Here is a 17,824-nt window from a genome sequence, read left to right as displayed (position 1 = left end):
CCAGCGGGCCAGATCAGCTTTCAAGGAGGCGGCGGAGCAACTCGATATCTTCGGCGAGCTGCGAATCCGTGCCGCGCAGTTCCTCGATCTTGCGGATGCCGTGCATGATCGTGGTGTGATCGCGCCCGCCGAAGCGGCGCCCGATATCGGGAAGCGAGCGGGTGGTCAGCGATTTCGCGAGGAACATCGCCACCTGGCGCGGACGAGCGATGGCGCGCAGGCGCTTGGGCCCCACGAGATCGGAGAGACGGACGTTGTAATGCTCCGCCACCTTGCGCTGGATTTCTTCGACGGTGACCTTGCGCTCGGACTGACGCAGCTGGTCCTTGAGGCATTCCTGCGCCAGATCCATCGTGATCTCGCGCCCGATCAGCGAGGCATAGGCGAAGAGGCGGGTCAGCGCGCCTTCGAGGATACGCACGTTCGAGGTGATCCGGTGTGCCACGAATTCCAGAACGCCGGGGGCGATCTGCAGGTCGGGATACTGAACCTTGTAGGCTTCGGTCTTGGTCTGAAGAATACCGAGGCGCAGTTCGTAATCGGTCGGGTGCAGGTCGACGACGAGACCGCAGGACAGGCGCGACTTGATGCGCTCTTCGAGGTCCTTGATCTCGCCCGGGGCACGATCCGCCGAAATGACGATCTGTTTGCCCTGATCCACGAGCGCGTTGAACGTGTGGAAGAACTCTTCCTGCGTGGAATCTTTCCCGGCGATGAACTGCACATCGTCGACCATCAGAACGTCGATCGAGCGGAACATCTCCTTGAAGTCCATGATCTGCTTTTCGCGCAGCGCCTGCACGAAGCGATACATGAACTGCTCGGCCGAAAGGTAGAGCACGCGCAGATCCGGACGCTGATGCTGCAGGTCATGCGCGATCGCATGCATCAGGTGAGTCTTACCAAGCCCGACGCCGCCATAGAGGAACAGCGGGTTGAACGTGACCGGGCCACCTTCGGCAACGCGCTTGGCGGCGGCATGGGCCAGTTCGTTCGGCTTGCCGACGACGAAGCTGTCGAAGGTGAAGCGCGAATCTAGCGGCGCGCCGGGAAGCGGCTCGTCGGGACGCGGGGTCTTGCGGAGCTTGGCGGCTGCAGCGGGAGCTGGGGCAGGGGCCGGAACCGCAGGGCGGGTCGCGCCATTCGCCGTGCCGTTCATCGGACGACGGGCCGGGACCGAGATGTCGACGCGCTCTGCAGAGATGCCCGCCCGACGCAGTTCGCTCAGGATCGGTTCCGCAAAGTTGCGCGAGACCCAGTCGCACATGAATTTCGTCGGTGCTTGGAATGAGGCGATGCCGTCCTCGAGGTCGATCAGCTCGAGCGGAGCGATCCAGGTCGTGTAGTTGTTTTGCCCAACAGCTTTTTGAAGCTCATTGCAGACCTGCCCCCAAGTTTCGTCCGTCATTTTTCCGCCCATCGCCAAACACAAATAAGTTGCGTCTTCGTCCCTTGGGATTGCGGCAAGCCCGGCTGGCAGCTCGGCCTCGATTACAAACAGACACGACCTACCTGCCGGGATTGAAACCCGGTTTCAGGCAGAGTTGCCGAAAGTGAGGAGTTGGACCCCCTCGAGAATCGGAATCGCATTTCGCTGGTCGCCAACAGGCTTTTTCATTTGTCGTGGCAGACTTATTTGCCCCCGACGGCCAGATAAATGCGTCATGTCCCCCAAGGCGACGTGAATCGCAGGTAGAAGCTAGCAAGCTGGCGAGCCAGCAGGCAACCGACCTTTGCGCTTGACGTGAGATTCCCCGAAACGAATCTGAGGGGGCTGCGCAAAACTGCAACAGTTTCGTGTCAAGGCACTGATTGTCCAAGAAAAAACGCGCCCACCAAATAGGCGGACGCGTTTTTTCTCAAGGAATCCAGCGTATTCCGGAGCCGGCTCGACCCCGGGGCGCAGATCAGGCGTTGAGAGCCTTCACGCGCGACGCAAGGCGCGAGACTTTGCGCGATGCGGTGTTCTTGTGCAGAACGCCCTTGGTGACGCCGCGAGCCAGCTCGGGCTGGGCTGCGCGCAGAGCGTTGGTTGCCGCTTCGTAGTCGCCCGAAGCGATCGCTTCTTCGACTTTGCGGATGAAGGTACGGATGCGCGAACGACGAGCTTTGTTGACGTCTTGGCGGCGCTCGTTCTGACGGGCGCGTTTCTTGGACTGGGGCGTGTTAGCCATGTGTATCTTCCCACTTTCCGGGTCTGTTCAAATCTTTCAATCGCACGACAGACCCCGGGCTCCAGCGAACCTAGATGATTCTAGCCTAAGCGGGCTCCACGCGCATGTGAGGCGGCCTCATAAGGCAAATTGCGCAAAAGGGAAAGGGAATAATGAAAAGCGGGGCCGAAGCCCCGCCATCTGGTGTCGTGCGAGCGGCCCGAAAGGGCTCACTTGTCGCGGAATTGAGGCTCGCGCTTTTCGAGGAAGGCAGCCATGCCCTCTTTCTGGTCGTCGGTGGCGAAGAGCCCGTGGAACAGACGACGCTCGAACAGGATGCCTTCGTTCATCGTCGTCTCGTAGGAGCGGTTCACCGCTTCTTTCGCGGCGCGAGTCGCAAGCATCGACTTCTCGGCGATCTTCTGCGCCGCAGCCATAGTCTCGGGGATCAGCTTGGCATTCGGGACGACCCGGCTGACAAGTCCCGACCGTTCGGCCTCGCCGGCATCCATGAAGCGGCCCGTGAGGTGCATGTCCATCGCCTTGGACTTGCCCACGAAGCGCGTCAGGCGCTGGGTGCCGCCGATCCCGGCGATCACGCCGAGATTGATCTCGGGCTGGCCGAACTTGGCGTTCTCCGCGCAGATGATGAAATCGCACATCATCGCCAATTCGCAACCGCCGCCGAGCGCGTAGCCCGCCACTGCAGCGATGATCGGTTTGCGGATGCGGTTGATGGCATCCGCTTCCTTGCCGAAGAAGTCGCTTGTGAACATGTCCACGAAGCTCTTTTCCGACATTTCCTTGATGTCTGCGCCAGCCGCGAAGGCCTTTTCCGAACCGGTGATGACGATGCAACGCACCTTGTCATTCTCTTCCGCCGATTTCAGCGCCTCGGCCAGTTCCCCCAGCAATTGGGAGTTCAGGGCGTTCAGTGCGTCGGGGCGGTTGAGCCGGATCAGGGCAACGTAATCCTCGATCTCGACGATCAGGGTCTGGTAGGCCATTTCGGTCTTGCCTTTCCTTGTCTCTGAACGGGACTCCTAGCAGAGCGTCAAATCAGATCAAGCGTCTTGTGATGCCGGAGCGCTGCGTCATTTCTGGCAGGCCGGGCAGAAAAAGGTGGATCGTCCGGATTGAACGATGCGCCGGATCGGCGTGCCGCACGTGCTACAGGGGGCGTCCTCGCGGTCGTAGACATGGAAGCTGTGCTGGAAATATCCCAGTTCCCCATCCGCTTGCCGATGGTCGCGCAGAGACGACCCTCCCGCCGAGATCGCCTCGGTCAGCACCTCGCGGATGATCGGTACCAGCGAGGCGATGCGTGCGTTCGAAATCCGCTTCGCCTGACGGCGCGGGTCGATACCTGCCCGGTGCAGCACCTCGCAGACATAGATGTTGCCCAGACCCGCCACGACATGCTGGTCGAGCAGCGCAGACTTGATCGGGGTCGCGCGGCGTTTGAGCGCCTCGACCAGATAGTCTTCGTGGAAGTCGTTGCCGAAGGGCTCGGGGCCCAGGCCCGCCAAAAGCCAATGCGCCTGCTCGCGCTCGGTCAGCACCAGATCCATCGCCCCGAAGCGACGCGCGTCATTGAAGGTCACACGTCCGCCACCCGCCATGTGCAAAACAACGTGATCGTGTTTCGCAGGCGCGGGATGTTCGAGGTGAAAATCGCCAAGCGCCACGCCCGAGACCAGCATGCGGCCCGACATCCCGAGGTGGATCAGCAGGCTTTCTCCGCTGTCGAGATCCGCGAGGATGTATTTCGACCGTCGCCGCAGACGGTCCACGCGGGCCCCCTGCAACCGCTCGGCCATCCGCTCGGGCAGGGGCCAGCGCAGGTCGGGCCGATTGACTTCGGCACGCTCGATCCGATGGCCTTCCATGGCCGGGACCAACCCGCGACGAACCGTCTCGACCTCGGGCAATTCGGGCATAGTTCCTCCTCATCGCATTGTCTTGGGGCAAAGGGCCCCTATAAGAAGGGGGTGAAATGAGGATCGGCAAGGGCCCATGAGCGCAGAGCAATCAAAGACCACGCATTTCGGTTTTCAGACCGTGGACGAAGATGCCAAGGCAGGCATGGTTCACGGCGTGTTTTCGCGAGTGGCATCGAAATACGACATCATGAACGACCTGATGAGCATGGGCATCCACCGCGTCTGGAAGGACGCGATGATGGATTGGCTCGCGCCGCGACCGGGTCAAAAGTTGCTCGACGTGGCGGGCGGGACCGGCGACGTGTCCTTCCGCTTCTTGAAACGCGCAGGCTCGGGCCATGCCACCGTATGCGACATGACCGAATCGATGCTGGTCGAGGGCCGCAAGCGCGCCGAGGCCGAAAGCATGGCCGACAGTCTCGACTGGGTGGTCGGCGACGCGATGGCGCTGCCCTTCGCGGATAATTCCTTCGACGTCTACACGATCTCTTTCGGCATCCGGAACGTGACGCGGATCGCGGATGCGCTTTCGGAGGCCTATCGGGTGCTCAAGCCTGGTGGACGGATCATGGTGCTCGAATTCAGTCAGATCCCGAATGAACTGATGCAGAAGGCCTATGATCTCTACTCCTTCAACGTGATCCCGAAGATGGGCGAAATCGTCGCAAATGACCGCGACAGCTACCAGTACCTGGTGGAATCGATCCGCAAGTTCCCCTCGCAGGAGACCTTCGCGCAGATGATCCGTGAAGCCGGGTTCGACAATGTCTCCTACCGGAATCTGTCGATGGGAATCGCGGCGCTGCACTCGGGCTGGAAACTTTAACCGATGCGCGGACCCCACAACATCTGGCGCCTGATCCGGACGGGCGCGACCTTCATCCGCACGGGTGCGATGCATCAGGCGCTTGAGGCGATGGATGCGCCGCCGCGGCTGCGCGCCGTGGCCTATGCGATCAGCGCGCCCTTCGCGTGGCTTGGCTACAAGGGCGATCCGGAGCTACCGCCGGTCACGCGCGCGATTACCGCGCTTGGCCCGGCCTATATCAAGTTCGGTCAGGTCCTCTCGACGCGGCCGGACGTAGTCGGCGCCGAATTGGCCGATCAGCTGCGCGTGCTGCAGGACAAGCTGCCGCCCTTCGAGACCTCTATCGCCAAGCGTATGGTCGAAGACGAACTGGGCGCGCCCGCCGATCAGCTGTTCATCGAGTTTTCCGAGCCCGTCGCCGCCGCTTCGATCGCGCAGGTCCATTCCGCGCGCCGAGCGGACACGGGTGAACGGGTCGCGGTGAAGGTATTGCGCCCGGGGATCGAGCGCGCTTTCCGTCGCGATCTCGACGCCTTCCATTTCGCCGCCGCGATGATCGAGCGGATTTCGCCCGCGTCGCGGCGCTTGCGCCCGAGCGAGGTAATCAAACACTTCGAATCCGTGGTTCTGGGCGAGTTGGATCTGCGTTTGGAGGCGGCTTCGGCTTCGCAATTCGGCGCCAATACCGTAGGTGATGCGGGCTTCCTAGTGCCACAGCCGGTCTGGAACCTCTCGGCCAAGCGGGTGATGGTGCTTGACTGGGCGGAAGGTCTGCCGATGGGCGACCCGACGGGTCTGCGCGATGCGGGACATGACGTGGCCGCCATCGGCGAGCGCGTGTTGCAGCTGTTCCTTAGCCATGCTCTGCGCGACGGGTTTTTCCATGCCGACATGCATCATGGCAATCTCAAGGTGGCTGGGAACGGGGATATCCTCGCCTATGATTTCGGGATCATGGGGCAGATCGACGAATATACCCGCCGGGTCTATGCCGAGATACTCATGGGCTTCATCCAGCGCGACTACAAGCGTGTGGCCGAGGTGCATTTCGAGGCTGGTTACGTCCCCGCCGATCGCGATGTCGACGAGTTCGCTCTGGCGCTGCGCGCCGTGGGCGAGCCGATCTTCGGGATGGACGCCGCCCATATCTCGATGGCGCGGCTTTTGGCCTATCTCTTCGAGGTGACGGAGCGCTTCGGGATGCAGACCCAGACGCAGTTGATCCTGCTGCAGCGCACGATGGTCGTTGTTGAAGGCGTGGCGCGTTCGCTCCACCCGTCGATCAACATGTGGGAAGTCGCAAAGCCGGTCGTGGAGAAATACATTCGCGAAAGCCTCGGTCCGCGTGCCATCGCGAATGATCTGCGCAAGACGGTGCAGGTCGTGGGTCGCTTCGGGCCGCAACTCCCTGACCTCGTGAAGGCGGCGATCCGCAAGCAGACCGAACCGACACCGCCCCCGGTGACGGTGACCCGCTGGCGCTACGCGGCACTGTTCTCAGCTGGGACGGCCCTTCTGCTGCTTGGGGTCGTCCTGGGCGAGCTGCTTTAACCCTCCCGCAGCGCGCTGACCGTATCGGCGGGAACTTTGGCCCCGCCTTCGAGCGTCAACATCGCGCCGTTAGCGCCTGCTTGCACCTCGACCACCCGGCTATAGGCCGCGACCGGATCGGTGCCGATCAGATTGCCCGCCGCGTAGCTTTGCAGCGAGAAGCGGTATTGCCCAGCCCCTAGCGATTGGCCCGCCTCGTTGGTTCCGTCCCACGCATAGCTTTCGAGCGCAGGCGAAATCAGCTTCTTCGCGACCTGTTCCTCGGTCGAATCCGTGATCACCAGAACGGCTGCGTCGGCCCCCGATTGCGCCGCGGGCGCAAGGTCGATCGGCGTCGAGCCGTCGAAGTAACTCGGTGCCTCGGCGCGGGCCTGCATTCCGACCCAGCTCGCCAGTTCGCTCAAACCGCCAAGTCCAATCTGGCCTGACAGAGCGATCAGCAGATCGTTGGTCTTTACCTGTTGCTCGACGCTGGAGAATGTCGCGAGTTGCACCGCGAAATCGGCGCTTTCGATCGGATTGAGCGGATCCTGATTTTTCATCTGGGCGGTGAGCATCGTCAGGAAGGTTTCGAAATCCGAACTGAGCGCCGATGGGGCTTTTGCATCGCCACTGTTCGCTGCGGCCGTGGCGGCGACGTTGGGGGTCGTCGGGGTTACGGGGGAAGTGGTGGTGGTCATGATGATCTCCTACATGCGCAGGTCGAGCCCGCCTCGGGGTGGGGCTAGGCGGGTGGCGGGGCGCGGATTGGGGTCAATCGGCGTCTCAACGTGGGCGACGCCCGGGCCAGTGCCTGACCTGTCGAATATATCGGGCCGCCGCTGGGGGCGCTCCTCGCGCTGGCTGAACTGAAAATCGAGCGTGCCATAACCCAAGTCGCGTATTTCGCGCGCGAAAGTATCGATATGGCGGCGCATGAGCTCGAGTGTTTCGGCGCGATCGGCCTGTATCGCGACCGTCATGCCATGCTGGCTTGCATGGAGGATCACGCGCACGTGGCCCAATTCTTTCGGCGAAAGCGCAATTTCCACTGGCCGATCGGGCATCCGCTGCAGTGAAATACCAATCTGATGCGCTATTGACTGCGCGATAGAAGCCGGGGCGGGCTGCGGCGCTGAACTTGTCGGCGCCGCCCCGCCTGTCCCCGCAGCCAGTGGTGCGCTGTGCGCGGCTGAGGTTTCGGGCGTCTCAGCCTTACTGAACCGCGCTCTGGGCAACTGGGACCTCTCCGTGTCCCCCTGCGCCGCCCGAAGCGCAGCTGTCCCCAGATAGATAGCCTGAGCATGGCTCATGCGAGCAGTCGGGGCATGGGCCGCAACGTCCATGGGTAGAATATCACGATCCACCCGGACCGAAGGTTCGCGCGCCTCGGCTTTGTCATTCTTGGACGTATCGCTTGGTGTGCTGAAAAGGCGCGCTGTGTTGAACTGTGGTTGTGGCGGCTGCTGCCAGCGGGTAGAGGCCCGCGCAATTTCTGCGTCGACTGGCGGAGCTTTGGCCGCCAAAGCGTAGTGAGGGTCTGATGCTTTCCCGCTCTGCACTACTTTTGCGGACACAGCGACCGTTTCGACCGTTTCCAAGGATGCGCTCCGCCGCACTGTGATCCCCGCAGGTCCCGCGCTTGGAGGCATAGCGTCGGCTGCCTCGGTGCTTGTGGCCGGTTTTGACGTGAAAACCGGCGTCGCGGCTTCGTGGTCGCCTCTGTTCGGGGATGCTTGCGCCGGCGCTGCCTCTGGCCCATGGCGGATTACAGCCCGGATCGCTTCCCCGTTCGGTTTCGCTGCGGTGTTACTCCGCCCCTGAAAAAACGACTCTGCGGATAGAGATGGCGCCTGAGTCCCGGTTTCTGCAGGAGGCGCGTGCGCGGACCGCGCCGTCTCCTCGGTCTCCGCGGGCAAAGTTTCCGGCGAGGCACGGGAACGGAGAGGCTTCGTGCCTCCCGTGTCCCTTTTCCTGTGACGCTTTGATGCAACATGCTCAGCTACTGGCTGCTCATTCTCGGGGGCGGGGGCGAGCGACTCGTTCACGTCGAAGGTTGTTTTCGGGGCATGCTCGGCACTGTGAACGACCACACTATCGGAAGCAGACGCACCGGTTCTTGCCGGCAATGACACCGCAGACGTTTGCCCGGGATTGGCAGTTCTTTGTTCTCGCGCGTCGCTCGGCACCGCGAGTGGCTTTCGGTTCGACAGTGATCGTGGTGCCAGCCCATCCTGTCTGGAGTCGTTTCTTTGGGGCTCGATATGTGGTTGCATCGTGATTCCGCTCGAAACTGGAGCATAAGTCATCACGTTGCCGGAGGTAGTCTCAGCGACTTTTGCTGCGGCTTTTGTCGGGTGCGTTTCGCTGGACTTGTCTGTCTCGGCGCCGTTCTCTCTCCCTCGAGGGCGCGCGACGCCGTCTCTCGCGGCAACGTTCTTCTCCGTGGGCTTCACGATATCGGTCCCTTTGACCTGGTTTCGTTCGACCGTGGAAGCAGACTGCAGTTGGCGATGGGATTTCTGCGGTCCAAGCAGCACGATGACCTCAGACAAGTCATTTGAAACCGATGCGCGGAGAACGGCACCCTCTCTCTCCTCATGCGCGGACTGATCGTCCTCTGATCCTGCGCCGCTCTCCTTTGATGCGGCCGCGTCCGTATTACGAGCTTCGTCGGTAGTCGGCGCCGCTGCCTCGGCCACGAGCGCGAAATCCCCATTCGGCGCTTCATCCGCCCCGGTATTTACGGTCGCTGACTTGATTTGGCTGCCCAAGCCTTTCGGCATTTCTGGCATCGGAAAGGGAATCATGGTCCTCACGACCTCTGTCTGTGTCGAACCCACTATCGCGGCAGGAACTTACCGATTCTTTACGCCCGACTGGCAGAGTGCAGAAAATTATCCGCAATTGGAGAGTTCGATGCTTCGCCCGACCATGTCACCAGGGCCGCGTGCCCCGGCCCTTTCGCCGCAAGACGCCAAACTTTTCGCGCAAGCCAAGGCGCTCGAAGCTGGTTTCCTTTCGGAAATGTTGAAAGAGGCCGGACTGCAGGCTGACGACGGCGCTTTCGGGGGCGGCATCGGGGAAGCGCAATTCGCATCTTTCTTAAGAGTCGAACAGTCGAAGGCCATGGTCGACGCGGGGGGGATCGGCCTTGCCGAAGTCATCTTCGAATCGTTCAAGAACGGAGGACAGGATGCCTGAAACGACTACCGCGGAAGAGCTCATCTCGCTACTGCGCCTCGAACGAGAAGCAATCCGGTCGGCGGAGTTCTCCGACCTCATTGCCTTGAGCGACCGAAAGGAGCGCGCGATGGCCGCGCTGACGAAGCCTGATCGCGGCAGGGTCGAGCAGATTCAGGCGCTTGCTCGCGAGAATCAGGTGCTGCTGGCCTCTGCTCTGGAAGGAGTGCGCGCTGCGCAGGCCCGTCTCAAGGTAATTGTGGCGGCGGCGAAAGGCTTCGATTCCTATGACCGAGAAGGGCGTCCGCAGCCTATTCGCCGCGGTAGTGCGGATTTCGAGCGGCGTGCATAAGCTGTTAATCATGAAAGACATTTCTCAAGATTTTAGGGACAGGATTTAGCAGGTTGTTAGCCTTTGCTCGGCCATTGTGGCGCCGCATCCAAGCGATGGCGCGCTTCAAAGCTCACGAGGCGCATTGGTCAGAAAGCCATGAGCGCCGCGTCGAACACGCGGCTTTGCAACCGAGTGACGCAAAGCGTCGACATTAAAAGGATAAATCATGTCCAGCATTCTGACGAATACCGGCGCCATGATCGCGCTGCAGACCCTGAAAGGGATCAATTCCGGCCTCGCCACCACCCAATCTGAAATCTCGACCGGCAAATCGGTCGGCTCGGCGAAAGACAACGCGGCCGTATGGGCGATTTCGAAGGTCATGGAGTCCGACGTAAAAAGCTTCTCTGGCATTTCGGATAGCCTCGCGCTGGGGGAATCGACTGTCGCGGTGGCCCGTAAGGCCGCCGAAACCGTGACTGACCTGCTGACCGATATGAAAAGCAAGATCGTCGCGGCACAGGAGTCGAATGTCGACCGCGACAAGATTCAGACGGATATCGACGCACTTCAGGAGCAACTGACGTCGGTCGTCGGGGCGGCGCAGTTCAATGGCCTGAACCTGGTCGATGGCTCCTCGGCTGCGACCGTTAAAGTGCTGTCGTCGCTCGACCGCGCCTCGGACGGCACCGTTTCCGCGAGCCATATCGACGTCACCGCCCAAAACCTCTCTGTCGGCAGTTACTCTGCGAAAGCGGCCTTCACCGGTTCGGCCGGGGTGTCTACCGATAAGGATACCGCCGCCACGACTCTCGCCAAGGCTGATACGACGGGAGTCAAAGTCTTTCTCGATGACACGGTTACCTGGGCCGCGGGCGATAGCGTGAAGGTCAGCCTCGGAGATCAAACGGTCAGCTACACGCTCTCCGAAGCGGATGCGGCGCAGACCGGCACTGCACGCACCGACTTGATCGCCGCTGGACTGAAATCGGCGATCGACGCGCTGGGCATCGCCAACCTGCAAGTCGACTTCACCGCCGGTGTGAGCACCACCAGCGACTCGACCCTGACCTTCAAGAATGATGGCGGCGCCGATCTGGCCGGCGATCTGACGATCGTGTCGCAATTCCTCAATGCGGGCTCAGGCGGTCTCGCCGCGGTCGCATCGATCGACGTGACCACTGACGCGGGGGCGACCGCTGCGCTCACCAATATCGAGACGCTGATCCAGACGGCAACCGATGCGGCTTCTTCCTTCGGTTCGGTCGAGGGCCGGATCGGCACGCAAGCCGACTTTATCTCCAGCCTCAGCGACTCGCTCAAGGCCGGTATCGGGTCGATGGTAGACGCGGATATGGAAGAGGCCTCGGCACGGCTTCAGGCTCTGCAAACTCAGCAACAGCTAGGTATCCAGGCGCTCTCGATCGCGAATCAGCAGCCCCAGAACATCCTTTCGCTGTTCCGTTAAAGTTCGGGTAGGGGCGCCTGATCCGGCGCCCCCGCTTCCCTCATGCCCTCCGCACATGATCAGTTTCAGTCACCGGAAGGATTTCCCGTGTACGCGACGACTTTGGCCAAAACGGCCTATTCCAATCCGAGCCAGCCGATGCGCACACCGCGCGGTCTCGAATTCGAGCTATTTGCCCGCATCACGCGTCGCCTTAAACAGGTGTCTTCGCAGGACGTGCCCTTTGCCGCGCTGGCAGAAGCGATCTTCGAAAACCGCCGCCTCTGGACCGCGCTCGCGGCGGATGTGGCGGATCCCGAGAATGGCTTGCCGCAGGACCTCCGCGCGCGCATTTTCTTTCTAAACGAGTTCACGCAGGCGCATAGCCGTCTCGTCCTTTCGGAAAAGCGTTCGGTCGATGTTTTGATCGACGTGAACACCGCAATCATGCGCGGGTTGCGGCAAGAAGGGATCAAACAATGAGCGGCCTCGTGCTTAAACTCGCCCCAAAGGAGAGAGTGCTGATTAATGGCGCGGTTATCGAAAACGGAGATCGCCGATCGCGGCTCGCGATCATGACGCCGAACGCAAATATCCTGCGGCTGCGCGACGCGATCCATCCGGAAGAGGTGAACACGCCTGTCCGGCGCGTGTGCTATATCGCGCAGCTCGTGCTGTCGGGGGACACCGACCCCGAAGAGGCAAGGATGCAGTTGCTTCGGGGGATCGAACAACTCAGCCAAGTTCTCAAGGATCACGATAGCCGGGCGCAGCTGAATGCGGCCACGCTCGCCGTGATCGAGAACCAGCATTACCAAGCGCTGAAGGCGCTACGGACGCTTCTCCCACGGGAGGAACGTCTCCTCGCCGCGGGCGCGTCATGACTTATCAACCCGTTATTCCCTTTTCCGGGTTCGCGGGATGGCGCTTTCTCTCGCGCACGATGGAAACGCAGAAGGCGGCTTTCGCGGCGTCGTCGGAAAACCAGCGTCTTGATCGCTATTTCCGTGAGACGATCGGAAGCATCGATACGGCACAGGAACTGGTCGATGACCGGCGCCTTCTGAGTGTGGCGCTGGGCGCGTTCGGTCTCGATGCGGATATCGACAACAAGTACTTCATCCGCAAAGTACTCGAAGAGGGGTCTTTGGATCGCACGGCGCTTGCCAATAAGCTGTCGGATAAAAGCTATCTCGCACTGACCAAGGCATTCGGTTTTGGAGATTTCGCTATTCCGCGCACCAAGCTCTCGACATTCGCGGATGAGATCCTGAACCAATTCGAGAGCCGGGAATTCGAAGTCGCGGTCGGCGGGGTCGACAACGACATGCGCATGGCGATGTCCCTTCAGCGTGATCTGCCCGCACTCGCGGCAAGGGACCTGTCCGAGCCTGCGAAATGGTACACGATTATCGGATCGCCCGCTTTGAGCCGGGTCTTCCAGACCGCGCTCAACCTGCCGCCGAGTGTCGGCGCTTTGGATGTCGAGCAGCAGCGCGACATCTACATGTCCAAGGCGCAACGCGTCTACGGCACCTCCGATCCGGCTGAACTCGCCGCGCCGGAGAAGCTGGCTGCCCTGACGCGGGACTATCTACTGCGCGCGCAGCTTTCGAACATGGCCAGCGTCTCTCCGCAGAATGTCGCGCTCAGCCTGTTGCGGAACACAGGGACGCAGGGCCTGTCCCTTCGACTCTAGGCTTTAGGGGAACTGCGCTGCACGGCGCAGCTCGCCCGTTTTCAGGCCGCGCCAATTGGTGATGGGCCCGGTCAATCTGCGATGCACCACGGGCGCGTTGGCATCGAGCGCACCAAGGCGGATCAGCAGCGCGATTATCGCCGCTTCCGAGGCCCGGGTTGCGCCATCAGTGATTTTCAGGGCGACGCCGCGCTTCTGATCCGGAAGCATGGCGACGTAGACGCCTTCCGCACCGGTTTTGACGGCGACACGCCCGTTCGCCTCGCGCATGATTTCGGTGCAGGCGCGCCCTTCGCCCGCGACCATTTCAGGATACTCCATCATCGCGTCGACCAGTCGGGCGGCAGCGCGCGCCCGCAGATCGCCGTCCGGTTTCGCCGACGCGAAGAATTGCATCGCACGCGCGAGGCCAGCGAGGCTGGTCGCGAAATTCGGGGCCGAGCATCCGTCGATCCCATAGCGCGGAGAGCTCTCTTCGGTGACCTCTTCAAAGGCGGATTTCACGGCGCGCTGCACCGGGTGATCGATATCGATATAGTCCGGCCCGCCGCCCAGATGCCGGTTCAGCGTCAGGAAGCCGGCATGTTTGCCCGAGCAATTGTTATGTTCTTGGCAAGGCGCACCGTCCGCGCAGATCAGATGTTTCTTCTCGGCCTTGTCGCGCGGCAGATGGGCCCCGCAGCGCAGATCATCGTCCTTCATCCCGAGCGTCGCGAGCCAGTCTTCGACTGCGGCGCGGTGCATGCGAGCGCCGGAATGGCTCGCGCAGGACAGGGCCAACTGGGAAGTGGTCAGTCCAGCCGCCTCCGCCGCCCCGCTTTCCAGCAGTGGCAAAGCCTGAATCATCTTCACGGACGATCTCGGAAAAATTACTGTTTCGGGATCGCCCCAAGCCGCTTCGATGCCCTCGGGGCCGAAGATCACTGCATGGCCATGATGGACGGATTCACACATCCCTCCGCGCCATAGCTCAATCATTGCCTCGGGTGCCGTCATCGCCTGCCTCCTATGCGCGAAATCTCGCCGTCGCGGGGTTTTCCCCCTAGGCTTTTTAGGGTTAAATGAGTGTTATCGAGAGGAAAACGCATCCGCCACCGAAAACAGGGTGACCAGCCCGGGCGATGCAGAGGCAACGTGACAGCTGGAGGCTGTAAGCATGATGATGAAGGGTCTGCGGATCGCGGCGGTCGCCGCGCTCATGATCGGGGCGGGGCACGGCGCAATTGCGCAGGAAAGCACCAACCGCGTCGCTGCGAATACCGATTGGAGCGTCTTCGTCGATAACGATCCGAAAGAATGTTGGGGCGTGTCGAAGCCGAAGAAAACGGTCAACACCAAGGGTGGGAAGGTCGTACAGGTGAACCGCGGGGATATCCTGCTCTTCGTGACCTATCGTCCGGGTAAGGCGCCCGAGATTTCCTTCATGGGCGGCTATCCTTTCGCGGATGGCTCGACCGTCGATCTGGAAGTCGGGGGGCAGAAATACACCCTCTTCACCGACGGTGGCGGCGCTTGGGCCGGATCGCCGGAAGAGGACGCGAAGATCATCGCCGCCCTCAAGGCTGGCGCAGACGTGAAACTGACCGGTCGTTCGAGCCGTGGCACCCAGACCGAGGACACGTTCTCGCTGATGGGCTTCACCGCCGCGACCGACGAGGCCGAGCAGCGCTGCAAGTAAGCGACCCTCGCGCCTGACATTCGAGCCCCGGCCATGCGCCGGGGTTTTCGCGTTCGAGCCAAAAGCGCGACGCCCCCTGTTAATGCAGGGGCGAATCCCCTATATGAGGCGCCTCATTTCAAGGAAACATGCGATGACCCAGTCTCAGGCTCCGATCACGCAAGACGTGCACACGATCCCGCGCAAGCTGCCCGAAGGCGGCAAGGTGAATCTCATCGGCCTCACCCGTGACCAGCTGCGCGCGGCGCTGATCGAGGCGGGCACGCCCGAGAAGCAGGCGAAGATGCGCGTCGGCCAGATCTGGCAGTGGATCTATTACTGGGGTGTGCGCGATTTCGCGGCGATGACCAACCTCGCCAAGGATTACCGGGCGATGCTGGCCGAGACGTTCGAGATTACCCTGCCCGAGATCGTCTCGAAGCAGGTCTCCGAGGACGGCACGCGGAAATACCTTCTGAAGATCGCGGGCGGCCACGAAGTCGAGGCGGTCTACATCCCCGAGGAAAGCCGCGGCACGCTGTGCATCTCGAGCCAGGTGGGCTGCACGCTGACCTGTTCGTTCTGCCACACCGGCACGCAGAAACTCGTGCGCAACCTGACGCCCGGCGAGATCGTCGGCCAGGTCATGCTCGCACGCGACGATCTGGGCGAATGGCCCGAGAAGAACAGCCCGAAGAACGAGACCCGTCTGGTGTCGAACGTCGTTCTGATGGGCATGGGCGAGCCGCTTTACAACTTCGAGAATGTCCGCGACGCGATGAAGGTCGTGATGGATGGCGAGGGGCTGAGCCTCAGCCGCCGCCGGATCACGCTCTCGACTTCGGGCGTGGTGCCGGAGATCGCGAAGACCGCCGAGGAGATCGGCTGTCTGTTGGCGGTGTCCTTCCACGCCACGACCGACGAAGTGCGCGACAAGCTGGTGCCGATCAACAAGCGCTGGAATATCGAGACGCTGCTGAACGCGCTGCGGGAATATCCGCGCCTGTCGAACTCCGAGCGGATCACGTTCGAATACGTGATGCTCAAGGGGGTGAACGATAGCGACGAGGACGCGCGGCGCCTGGTGAAGCTGATCCGCGGCATCCCCGCGAAGATCAACCTGATCCCGTTCAACGAATGGCCGGGCGCGCCCTACGAGCGCAGCGACTGGGAGCGGATCGAGAGCTTCGCCGACATCATCTACAAGGCGGGCTATGCCTCGCCGATCCGTACGCCGCGCGGCGAGGACATCATGGCCGCCTGCGGTCAGCTGAAATCGGCGACCGAGCGGGCGCGCAAGTCGCGGGCGCAAATTCAGGCGGAGGCGGGTCTTTAAGGAACCCGCTTCGCCGGGTCCGCATTGACGCTGGGTGTGGCTAGTTTCCGGAGACGTCATGACGCGAGAGGCCATCGCCCCGCTGCCAAAGCCCTGCAATGCCGAGGGAAAACCGCGCCGCACCGGCGTGGAGATCGAGTTCGCGGGGCTGACCGAGGCGCGCATAGCGCAGATCGCTGCGCGGGCCTTGGGGGGCGAGGCGCAGCGCAGCGACGGTCAGGACTGGGAAGTCACCGGTACGAAGCTCGGCGATCTGCAGGTCTATCTCGATATCTCGCTGCGCAAACAAGCCGGTGGGACGCTTAAAGAGCTTGGTCTACGCATCGGGCGCGAGGTCATTCCGGTCGAGATCGTGACCGATCCGCTGGACCGCGAAGGGCTCCTGCAGCTATCTGATTTCCTTGACTTGCTGCGCAGCGAGGGCGCGCAAGGAACCGGTCGGTCGCTGCTTTATGGTTTCGGGCTTCACCTAAACCCGGAGATCGCGTCCAGCAACGCAGAGGACATCGTCCGCCCTCTACTGGCCTTCGCGCTGATCGAGGAGTGGATGCGGGAGACATGGCCGATCGAGGCGACCCGCGAAGTGCTGCCCTTCACCGCCCCTTACCCCAAGAAGCTGATCGAAGATTTGGCGCGGCTCGGCCCGGATGCCGCGCTCGACGCGGTGATCCTGGCTTATCGCAAGCACACGCTGTCGCGGAACCACGGGCTCGACATGCTTCCGATCTTCTGCGAACTGCGACCCGACCTGATCGCGCCGGAAGAAGGGAAGGGTGGCACCGTTTCGCCGCGTCCCGCCTTCCATTTCCGGCTGCCCGATTGCCGCATCGACGATGAGACATGGTCGCTCGATAACGAATGGAAGCGGTGGTGGTTCGTGGAGACGCTCGCGGCAGACCCTGAACTGCTGGGTCTGATGTGTCGCGAATGGTTGACGGCGAAAACCGAATTTCATCTGCTGGGTGGGAAATGGCTCGAAACCTGCGAGAAAATTCTGAGGCTTGCCGGGCATAAATGAAGCCTCTGATCGGCATATCGACCTCGCGTCGCACCGGGTGGCGGGTCTATCCTTTCATCGCCTTCGGCGTCTGGCTTGCGGGCGGGCGTTCGGTGCGCTGGGTCGCGGGCAAACGCGCCGAGGTGCGCCATGTCGATGGCGTCATCGTGGGCGGGGGCGACGACATCTCTCCAGAGCTGTATGGCGGCGATCTGATCGCGAGCGCGGTCCTCGATCCGGCGCGCGACGAGTTGGAGAAATGTCTGGTCGAGGAGGCGATGGCGCAGGGAAAGCCGGTGCTGGGGATCTGCCGCGGCGCACAGATGATCAACGTGGCGCTCGGCGGTGATCTGCATCAGGACGCCTACGACCATTACAACGCGCGCAAACACACGACGCTCTTGCCGAAAAAGGATGTGCGGATCGAACCCGGCACCCGCCTCGGTGCGCTGGCCGGCCTGGAGCCGATGCGGGTCAACGCGCTCCACAGTCAGGCGGTGGATCGGTTGGGCGATGGCCTACGGGTCGCGGCGCGCGACGGCTCGGGCATGGTGCAGGCGGTGGAGCGGATCGAGGAACCTTTCGCCCTCGGCGTTCAGTGGCACCCGGAATACCTCACCTATGCACACCGGCAACGGGCGCTGTTTCGGGCGCTGGTGGCGGCCGCGCGCGCCGGTGTCGAACATCGCGCGCAGCTTCCCGAGGTCAGCGCCGAGGCGAAGGCCTGAGCCCACGCC

Annotated in this window: 19 protein-coding genes; 12 read left to right on the top strand and 7 right to left on the bottom strand. The window is 62.1% G+C overall.

The features are described 5' to 3' along the window. Positions 1–13: 13 nt before the first annotated feature. The 4 genes from dnaA to mutM form a co-directional block, all read right to left on the bottom strand. Complete coding sequence (gene dnaA / locus DEM26_RS16000) at positions 14–1,408, bottom strand: chromosomal replication initiator protein DnaA (protein ID WP_088720565.1); 1,395 nt, start codon at positions 1,406–1,408, stop codon at positions 14–16. A 499-nt stretch (positions 1,409–1,907) separates the two neighbouring features. Then, on the bottom strand, positions 1,908–2,174 hold the full coding sequence (gene rpsT / locus DEM26_RS15995) for a 30S ribosomal protein S20 (protein ID WP_075776775.1): 267 nt from the start codon (positions 2,172–2,174) through the stop codon (positions 1,908–1,910). Positions 2,175–2,383: 209 nt separating this feature from the next. Further along, positions 2,384–3,160, bottom strand: coding sequence for an enoyl-CoA hydratase (locus DEM26_RS15990; RefSeq protein WP_075776776.1), 777 nt, complete (start codon positions 3,158–3,160; stop codon positions 2,384–2,386). Positions 3,161–3,247: 87 nt separating this feature from the next. Further along, the gene (gene mutM / locus DEM26_RS15985) at positions 3,248–4,093 is read right to left on the bottom strand and encodes a bifunctional DNA-formamidopyrimidine glycosylase/DNA-(apurinic or apyrimidinic site) lyase (RefSeq protein WP_088720556.1); all 846 of its coding nucleotides are present in this window, start codon (positions 4,091–4,093) and stop codon (positions 3,248–3,250) included. Positions 4,094–4,169: 76 nt separating this feature from the next. Here mutM and ubiE point away from each other — a divergent pair, with 76 nt between their 5' ends. Together ubiE and ubiB are read left to right on the top strand one after the other, a co-directional pair. Continuing rightward, positions 4,170–4,922, top strand: coding sequence for a bifunctional demethylmenaquinone methyltransferase/2-methoxy-6-polyprenyl-1,4-benzoquinol methylase UbiE (gene ubiE, locus DEM26_RS15980; protein ID WP_109172829.1), 753 nt, complete (start codon positions 4,170–4,172; stop codon positions 4,920–4,922). 3 nt (positions 4,923–4,925) lie between these two features. Next, positions 4,926–6,455 (top strand): 2-polyprenylphenol 6-hydroxylase, encoded by a 1,530-nt coding sequence (gene ubiB / locus DEM26_RS15975; RefSeq protein ID WP_109172828.1) that lies wholly within the window; start codon positions 4,926–4,928, stop codon positions 6,453–6,455. Here the strand turns inward: ubiB and DEM26_RS15970 are convergent. Both DEM26_RS15970 and DEM26_RS20415 read right to left on the bottom strand, forming a co-directional pair. Then, a complete protein-coding gene (locus DEM26_RS15970; RefSeq protein ID WP_109172827.1) occupies positions 6,452–7,135 on the bottom strand; it encodes a flagellar hook capping FlgD N-terminal domain-containing protein in 684 nt (227 codons plus the stop codon). The genes ubiB and DEM26_RS15970 overlap by 4 nt on opposite strands. 9 nt (positions 7,136–7,144) lie before the next feature. Beyond that, a complete protein-coding gene (locus DEM26_RS20415; protein WP_158275139.1) occupies positions 7,145–8,035 on the bottom strand; it encodes a flagellar hook-length control protein FliK in 891 nt (296 codons plus the stop codon). Positions 8,036–9,242: 1,207 nt separating this feature from the next. Here DEM26_RS20415 and DEM26_RS15960 point away from each other — a divergent pair. From DEM26_RS15960 to DEM26_RS15935, 6 genes are all read left to right on the top strand, one after another. Next, a complete protein-coding gene (locus DEM26_RS15960) occupies positions 9,243–9,638 on the top strand; it encodes a rod-binding protein (protein WP_369907855.1) in 396 nt (131 codons plus the stop codon). Further along, positions 9,631–9,969 carry a hypothetical protein gene (locus DEM26_RS15955; RefSeq protein ID WP_109172824.1) on the top strand — a complete coding sequence of 113 codons (339 nt, stop codon included), beginning with the start codon at positions 9,631–9,633 and terminating at the stop codon, positions 9,967–9,969. The genes DEM26_RS15960 and DEM26_RS15955 overlap by 8 nt, the downstream gene beginning before the upstream one ends. A gap of 208 nt (positions 9,970–10,177) precedes the next feature. Next, positions 10,178–11,419: a flagellin gene (locus DEM26_RS15950; protein WP_075776784.1), complete on the top strand. Its 1,242-nt coding sequence runs from the start codon at positions 10,178–10,180 to the stop codon at positions 11,417–11,419. A gap of 87 nt (positions 11,420–11,506) precedes the next feature. Beyond that, on the top strand, positions 11,507–11,881 hold the full coding sequence (gene flaF, locus DEM26_RS15945; RefSeq protein ID WP_077701342.1) for a flagellar biosynthesis regulator FlaF: 375 nt from the start codon (positions 11,507–11,509) through the stop codon (positions 11,879–11,881). Further along, positions 11,878–12,282, top strand: coding sequence for a flagellar biosynthesis repressor FlbT (gene flbT / locus DEM26_RS15940; RefSeq protein ID WP_075776786.1), 405 nt, complete (start codon positions 11,878–11,880; stop codon positions 12,280–12,282). The genes flaF and flbT overlap by 4 nt, the downstream gene beginning before the upstream one ends. Further along, positions 12,279–13,097 (top strand): DUF1217 domain-containing protein, encoded by an 819-nt coding sequence (locus tag DEM26_RS15935; protein WP_109172823.1) that lies wholly within the window; start codon positions 12,279–12,281, stop codon positions 13,095–13,097. The genes flbT and DEM26_RS15935 overlap by 4 nt, the downstream gene beginning before the upstream one ends. Before the next feature lie 3 nt (positions 13,098–13,100). On the opposite strand, the gene DEM26_RS15930 is transcribed toward DEM26_RS15935, so the two are convergent. Then, positions 13,101–14,093, bottom strand: coding sequence for an asparaginase (locus DEM26_RS15930; protein ID WP_109172822.1), 993 nt, complete (start codon positions 14,091–14,093; stop codon positions 13,101–13,103). Between the two features lie 166 nt (positions 14,094–14,259). On the opposite strand from DEM26_RS15930, the gene DEM26_RS15925 reads away from it, so the two are divergent. The 4 genes from DEM26_RS15925 (at position 14,260) to DEM26_RS15910 (ending at position 17,815) form a co-directional block, all read left to right on the top strand. Continuing rightward, positions 14,260–14,775 (top strand): invasion associated locus B family protein, encoded by a 516-nt coding sequence (locus DEM26_RS15925; RefSeq protein ID WP_088723464.1) that lies wholly within the window; start codon positions 14,260–14,262, stop codon positions 14,773–14,775. Positions 14,776–14,908: 133 nt separating this feature from the next. Then, the gene (gene rlmN, locus DEM26_RS15920) at positions 14,909–16,090 is read left to right on the top strand and encodes a 23S rRNA (adenine(2503)-C(2))-methyltransferase RlmN (protein WP_075776789.1); all 1,182 of its coding nucleotides are present in this window, start codon (positions 14,909–14,911) and stop codon (positions 16,088–16,090) included. A 58-nt stretch (positions 16,091–16,148) separates the two neighbouring features. Continuing rightward, entirely contained in the window at positions 16,149–17,108 is a 960-nt protein-coding gene (locus DEM26_RS15915) for an amidoligase family protein (protein ID WP_088728001.1), read from the top strand. After that, entirely contained in the window at positions 17,105–17,815 is a 711-nt protein-coding gene (locus DEM26_RS15910; RefSeq protein ID WP_075776791.1) for a gamma-glutamyl-gamma-aminobutyrate hydrolase family protein, read from the top strand. The genes DEM26_RS15915 and DEM26_RS15910 overlap by 4 nt, the downstream gene beginning before the upstream one ends. The last annotated feature ends 9 nt before the right edge of the window (positions 17,816–17,824 follow it).

This window comes from Thioclava sp. NG1 (genome assembly GCF_003122275.1).
Classification (GTDB): Bacteria; Pseudomonadota; Alphaproteobacteria; order Rhodobacterales; family Rhodobacteraceae; genus Thioclava; species Thioclava nitratireducens.
This window is presented reverse-complemented; position numbering and strand designations above follow the sequence as displayed.

Excerpts from the sequence above, each read along its gene's own strand:
- mutM (WP_088720556.1), bottom strand. The coding sequence starts at position 4,093 with ATGCCCGAATTGCCCGAGGTCGAGACGGTTCGTCGCGGGTTGGTCCCG.
- DEM26_RS15970 (WP_109172827.1), bottom strand. The coding sequence starts at position 7,135 with ATGACCACCACCACTTCCCCCGTAACCCCGACGACCCCCAACGTCGCC.
- ubiB (WP_109172828.1), top strand. The coding sequence starts at position 4,926 with ATGCGCGGACCCCACAACATCTGGCGCCTGATCCGGACGGGCGCGACC.
- DEM26_RS15910 (WP_075776791.1), top strand. The coding sequence starts at position 17,105 with ATGAAGCCTCTGATCGGCATATCGACCTCGCGTCGCACCGGGTGGCGG.
- ubiE (WP_109172829.1), top strand. The coding sequence starts at position 4,170 with ATGAGCGCAGAGCAATCAAAGACCACGCATTTCGGTTTTCAGACCGTG.
- DEM26_RS15925 (WP_088723464.1), top strand. The coding sequence starts at position 14,260 with ATGAAGGGTCTGCGGATCGCGGCGGTCGCCGCGCTCATGATCGGGGCG.
- DEM26_RS15915 (WP_088728001.1), top strand. The coding sequence starts at position 16,149 with ATGACGCGAGAGGCCATCGCCCCGCTGCCAAAGCCCTGCAATGCCGAG.
- DEM26_RS15930 (WP_109172822.1), bottom strand. The coding sequence starts at position 14,093 with ATGACGGCACCCGAGGCAATGATTGAGCTATGGCGCGGAGGGATGTGT.
- DEM26_RS15955 (WP_109172824.1), top strand. The coding sequence starts at position 9,631 with ATGCCTGAAACGACTACCGCGGAAGAGCTCATCTCGCTACTGCGCCTC.
- rlmN (WP_075776789.1), top strand. The coding sequence starts at position 14,909 with ATGACCCAGTCTCAGGCTCCGATCACGCAAGACGTGCACACGATCCCG.
- rpsT (WP_075776775.1), bottom strand. The coding sequence starts at position 2,174 with ATGGCTAACACGCCCCAGTCCAAGAAACGCGCCCGTCAGAACGAGCGC.
- DEM26_RS15990 (WP_075776776.1), bottom strand. The coding sequence starts at position 3,160 with ATGGCCTACCAGACCCTGATCGTCGAGATCGAGGATTACGTTGCCCTG.
- DEM26_RS15960 (WP_369907855.1), top strand. The coding sequence starts at position 9,243 with ATGGTCCTCACGACCTCTGTCTGTGTCGAACCCACTATCGCGGCAGGA.
- flbT (WP_075776786.1), top strand. The coding sequence starts at position 11,878 with ATGAGCGGCCTCGTGCTTAAACTCGCCCCAAAGGAGAGAGTGCTGATT.
- DEM26_RS15950 (WP_075776784.1), top strand. The coding sequence starts at position 10,178 with ATGTCCAGCATTCTGACGAATACCGGCGCCATGATCGCGCTGCAGACC.
- DEM26_RS15935 (WP_109172823.1), top strand. The coding sequence starts at position 12,279 with ATGACTTATCAACCCGTTATTCCCTTTTCCGGGTTCGCGGGATGGCGC.
- dnaA (WP_088720565.1), bottom strand. The coding sequence starts at position 1,408 with ATGACGGACGAAACTTGGGGGCAGGTCTGCAATGAGCTTCAAAAAGCT.